This window comes from Enterobacter sp. CCUG 70166, assembly GCF_020224095.1.
GTDB lineage: Bacteria > Pseudomonadota > Gammaproteobacteria > Enterobacterales > Enterobacteriaceae > Enterobacter > Enterobacter intestinihominis.
This window is the reverse complement of sequence record NZ_NRIQ01000096.1, coordinates 1-4,603: the sequence shown is the minus strand read 5'-3', so window position 1 is coordinate 4,603 and position 4,603 is coordinate 1. Positions and strand designations below refer to the sequence as shown.

The 4,603-nt window shown below is 51.5% G+C and carries 5 protein-coding genes and 1 pseudogene; 3 read left to right on the top strand and 3 right to left on the bottom strand.

The genetic code is table 11. From position 1 onward, the window contains the following. Positions 1–73 precede the first annotated feature (73 nt). Positions 74–1,078, top strand: coding sequence for a tryptophan--tRNA ligase (gene trpS, locus CKK19_RS25210; protein WP_063854194.1), 1,005 nt, complete (start codon positions 74–76; stop codon positions 1,076–1,078). A gap of 75 nt (positions 1,079–1,153) precedes the next feature. Here the strand turns inward: trpS and CKK19_RS25205 are convergent, their stop codons facing one another. The 3 genes from CKK19_RS25205 to CKK19_RS25195 form a co-directional block, all read right to left on the bottom strand. Continuing rightward, positions 1,154–1,417, bottom strand: coding sequence for a hypothetical protein (locus tag CKK19_RS25205; RefSeq protein ID WP_063146616.1), 264 nt, complete (start codon positions 1,415–1,417; stop codon positions 1,154–1,156). After that, a complete protein-coding gene (locus tag CKK19_RS25200; protein ID WP_063146617.1) occupies positions 1,392–1,922 on the bottom strand; it encodes a DUF2778 domain-containing protein in 531 nt (176 codons plus the stop codon). The genes CKK19_RS25205 and CKK19_RS25200 overlap by 26 nt, the downstream gene beginning before the upstream one ends. A gap of 163 nt (positions 1,923–2,085) precedes the next feature. Next, positions 2,086–2,553, bottom strand: a complete 468-nt coding sequence (locus CKK19_RS25195) for a SymE family type I addiction module toxin (protein ID WP_074174440.1) — start codon at positions 2,551–2,553, stop codon at positions 2,086–2,088. A gap of 301 nt (positions 2,554–2,854) precedes the next feature. Between CKK19_RS25195 and CKK19_RS25190 the strand changes: the two genes are divergently transcribed. Both CKK19_RS25190 and CKK19_RS25185 read left to right on the top strand, forming a co-directional pair. Then, the gene (locus CKK19_RS25190) at positions 2,855–3,724 is read left to right on the top strand and encodes a phosphorothioated DNA-binding restriction endonuclease (protein WP_063854195.1); all 870 of its coding nucleotides are present in this window, start codon (positions 2,855–2,857) and stop codon (positions 3,722–3,724) included. Between the two features lie 161 nt (positions 3,725–3,885). Next, positions 3,886–4,584, top strand: a pseudogene (locus CKK19_RS25185) (integrase); the annotation flags it as partial. Positions 4,585–4,603 lie beyond the last annotated feature (19 nt).

Sequence of the window (4,603 nt, the reverse complement as noted above, 5' to 3'; positions counted from 1 at the left end):
CGGGGTTCACTTCAGAAAGGCGGCTTTCACATTTCTAAGACCCCTTTCGGCAATTGCACATTAAGGAGTCTTTATGAACGCACCAACCATCCTCACCGGCGACCGCCCAACCGGCCCGCTGCACCTCGGCCACTTCGTCGGATCGCTGCGCCAGCGCGTGGCGCTTCAGCAGACGCACAACCAGTTTGTGCTGATTGCTGACCTTCAGGGGCTGACCGACAACGGCAGCAACCCGCAGAAGATCCGCGACAACATCCCCGAAGTGCTGGCCGACTACCTCGCCGCGGGCATCGACCCGAACCTGACCACTATCTGCCTGCAGTCCGCCCTGCCCGCCCTCGCCGAGCTGACAATGCTGTATATGAATATCGTCACCGTCGCCCGCGTGGAGCGTAACCCGACGGTGAAAAACGAGATTGCGCAGAAGGGCTTCGCCCGCTCGCTGCCGGTCGGGTTTATGGCCTACCCCATCAGCCAGGCGGCGGACATCACCGCGTTTAAGGCCGAGTGCGTGCCCGTCGGCGACGACCAGCTGCCGATGATTGAGCAGACCAACGAGATTGTGCACAAGATGAACAGCCTGCTGCCCGCCCCGGTGCTGCGCCACTGCAAGGCGATGCTGAGCGACACCAGCCGCCTGCCCGGCATCGACGGCAGCGCCAAGATGTCGAAATCGCTGGGCAACACGCTGCACCTGTCGGCCAGCGAAGAGGCTATTCACCGTGCGGTCAGCGCCATGTACACCGACCCGAACCACCTGAAGGTGAGCGACCCGGGGCAGATTGAGGGGAACGTGGTGTTTACGTATCTCGACGCGTTTCATCCGGACAAGGAGAAAGTGGCGGCGATGAAGGCGCACTATCAGGCCGGCGGGCTGGGTGACCGCGCGTGTAAGAACGAGCTGGAGGCGTGTTTGCAGGAGCTGATTGCGCCGATGCGGGAGCGGAGGGCGATGTATATGCGTGACAAGGGCGAGTTAATGACGATGCTGAAGCGCGGCACGGAACGGGCGCAGGGGGTGACGCAGGCGACGTTGAGGGAGGTGAAGGTGGGGCTGGGGGTGCCGGTGTTTAGTTAAAGTAGGTTTAGCGGTGGAGTGCGTGGGATTGGCACGAAGCCGCTTAATTGTTTTAGAAAGCGGCTATGAAATATTTCATCCCTGCTTCAGGTTGCATATCTTTCGGATGATAATCATCAGTAGCGCGGTAACGACGACCATCATCCCCCCCAACACCCACAGGAATGATGGGTCTGCTTCACCATCAGCAAACCCCAAACCGGTGCGATTTAAAAAATCATTGCTGGCTTGAGACAAGTAATCGAGCAAGCCTCCCAGAGGAAACAGGACGATAAAGAAGGAAGCAATGAGGCATGCCAGACCAATCAGGATATTATTTTTTAACTTTGCATGAAGCATAATCAGCCCTTCCTTTCACATCAATACGTCCATATGCCATCAACCCTTTACCACCAGGAACACGAATCTTCTTACGTGCAAGCAAAGATTGTCTGACCAGTTGAAAATCAGGGATATTATAAAACGTTATGCATCCCCACGACTCTCCCTCACCATTCGGCCTCAATGGATGAAGTCGAAATGAGCCTCTGTCGACCCCATTCACAAATACGTTATCAGCCATGGTCGAAGCATTAAACAAGCCGAACCATTCAGAATGATCGGTCCCGTTCTTGAAGTCTTTTACAAACCGCTCAACCCGATTAGCAATACTGCCTTCCGGTGCATCAACGATCCAGTACGTACCCACTGGTAATGCAGCATTCCTGATAAAGGCACACTCAGCAATATTGGTTACGGGTTCTATCCCTGAAAAAACGGGAAATGTCCCAACGCCATAGACGTGTAGTTTCAGCCTTCGTCCATCGGCTGAGACATCGTTGTAATCCATCCTACAAATCTGCATAGCAATCCTCCCTGTCGCTTTGCGGAGAATGTTACAACCGATTTATTGAGTGCACCAGCGGTGATAGATAATTCACGTGAAAAACAAAAAAAATACGGACATGCGCATTCATGCCCGTATTGATTTATCCTTTTACAGGATCACTGAGGTGGAAATTTATATATTATTTTGCAAAACCATTTCCGCGTTTCACCATAGGTATATCTCCCGTATCATTCAGCGCCCCCGGAAACGTTTTTAACCACTGCACGACTTTCTGTTTATTTATATTCACCACACTCATACCTTCCAGACATCCCCATAATTCTCTTGTATGCTGTGGCGTAATCACGATGCAGTCTTTCATGGCGCGGATTTTCACAGGCATACCGTTGATAAAGCCTGCACGGGTTAACCAGTCGCCGCCTAGGAGAAGGTATTTCATGTCTATGCGTGCATACAGTTCGCAGCAAGCGGCACTGTCCTGCGGCGTTTCCGCGCGAGGGTGGACGGGCGCCGCGTTGGGCGGGTTGCCGTGCAGACGGCGGGCGCTGTTTTTGCGTACCAGCTCGCGGTTTTCAATCATGCTGGTGAAAGCGTCTGATTCTGTTTTGCAAACAGTAAACTCTGGCTTAAAATTCGTCGCAGCCATTTTCAACTCCTCAGTAGTTGGTAGTGGTTAGCGGTATGGGGGTGTTGCAGCACCTTCATATCGCGAATTCTCTCTTTAAATATTCCTTGATACTTCCTTTGCCGTTCGGCGTAATTTCTGGTGCCTATTATACAGGGCTGAATATAAATACAGCGGTTTTGGGTGGGGTAAATTTGGAATTTGCGAAGGGGATTCAGGAAATAGAGTTATGTGCGGTAAGGTCATGTTTTTGTTCGTTGCGGGTTGATTGGTCTGGGTTTTGCGAGCATCATCGCAATTATTTACCTTCTTCCGTAACGCGATGGCTTCCAGCAAAACTCTCGAACAGGCAATTGCCGACATCACCATCTGGCGCAAAGGCGAACAGCGTGCACCGCATAAGCCCTTATTGCTTCTGTACGTGCTGGCGAACTATCAGCAGGGGCATGTGAGACTGTTTGATTACGGAACCGAGGTCCACGAGCAACTGCTTAGCCTGTTAGAACGCTTTGGCCCACAGCGGAAGGCGCATTACCCGAATATGCCTTTCTGGCGGCTCAAAGGTGATGGATTTTGGGATCTGAAGAATACCGAGTTCTGTTCGACCACTGGCAGTAAGCAACCTCCTGTTAAAGAACTTGTAGAAAATAACGTCGCAGGCGGGTTTGATGAAGAACACTTTGCGCTGCTGAATAAGAACAAAAATCTGATCGGCTCGCTGGCGCAGCAGATCCTTGAAGCGCACTTTCCAGAAAGTATTCAGGAAGAGATCGCGGATGAGATGGGTTTTGATATTAAGCAGATCCGTAAGGTTCGCGATCCGCTGTTCCGCCAGCAGGTGTTGCGTGCGTATAACTATGAATGTGCCATCTGCGGATTCAACATGCGACATGATAACGCCTCCGTTGGACTCGAAGCCGCGCATATCAAGTGGAAGCAGTTTGGTGGACCGTGTGAGATCCCAAACGGACTGGCGTTGTGTGCGATTCATCATAAGGCATTTGATATGGGATCGATTGGGCTGGATGAGAGTATGCGAGTGCTTGTGTCCGAGGCGGTGAATGGGAGTGGGATCGTTGGGCGGCTATTCTGGGATTTTGCCGAGAAGCAGATTGCGCTACCGATGGTGAAAGGGAACTATCCAAAGGAGGGATATGTGGAATGGCATCGTAGGGAGGTGTTTAGAGGATGAGTGCGAAGGCCGGACTCGAACCGGCACGGGTTATAGCGGCTTAGCTTGCTTCAAGAATCATTGTTAACTCATTGAAGTAGCGAGACTAAAGCTCATAACCCCGGCACATTTCACAGACTGTTTAGCCATGAAAAAGCCCCGACAACATAACCGGGGTTTGTATGAGTTTCAAGAGAGATCGTTATCTAGTTTTAGATCCCTGCGGGAATTACCTCGTGCGGATAGCTATTCCCAGCTACATGCGCCACCTGTTCCAAGGGAAGCGCTACTTTATGAAAAGCACAGGGACACGAGACATACGGCAAGCGCGTTTGTTTCGCGATGCTATTGCTCTGGAATGGACTCGCTTACGGAATCTGCTTAAGCCACAAGGCGGCTCGTCCGTCGATCAAATCATTGATGAGCTACGCCGTGTCAGTGTGTATGCTAAGGAAGCCCCCGCATCATTTGGTGCATTGGTTCAGGCTTGCCCTTCCCTACTTAAAATGCGCGATCTGTATCTTCTCCAATACAGCGAGAAGAGAAAGCTAACCACGCTATCCAAGACCAACAAAGCCGTAGAGGTGCTGTTAACCCACTTGAAAAAGAAAGATATTCAGTTGCGGGATATTAACCGAACCATAGTTACAGGCTGGTTAGATAAGCTCAAAACTGAGCGAGCGCCGCAAACCATCCAGAACTATATAAGCGCACTGGCACAGATTTGGGATTTGGCACGCAATCGCTATCACGATGCACCACAGGACAATCCTTGGCGTGGTCATGCGCTCGAAGCAAAAAGCAGCAAGGTCAGCTATGAAGTCTTCGCACCGGGAGAGCTGGCAAAGATCTATGCCTTACTTGATGACGAGATGAAGGCGTGACCTGCCCCCACGATTA

What these genes read in the sequence shown, in the direction of transcription:
- CKK19_RS25195 (WP_074174440.1), bottom strand. Translation starts at nt 2,553, where the DNA reads ATGGCTGCGACGAATTTTAAGCCAGAGTTTACTGTTTGCAAAACAGAA.
- trpS (WP_063854194.1), top strand. Translation starts at nt 74, where the DNA reads ATGAACGCACCAACCATCCTCACCGGCGACCGCCCAACCGGCCCGCTG.
- CKK19_RS25190 (WP_063854195.1), top strand. Translation starts at nt 2,855, where the DNA reads ATGGCTTCCAGCAAAACTCTCGAACAGGCAATTGCCGACATCACCATC.
- CKK19_RS25200 (WP_063146617.1), bottom strand. Translation starts at nt 1,922, where the DNA reads ATGCAGATTTGTAGGATGGATTACAACGATGTCTCAGCCGATGGACGA.
- CKK19_RS25205 (WP_063146616.1), bottom strand. Translation starts at nt 1,417, where the DNA reads ATGCTTCATGCAAAGTTAAAAAATAATATCCTGATTGGTCTGGCATGC.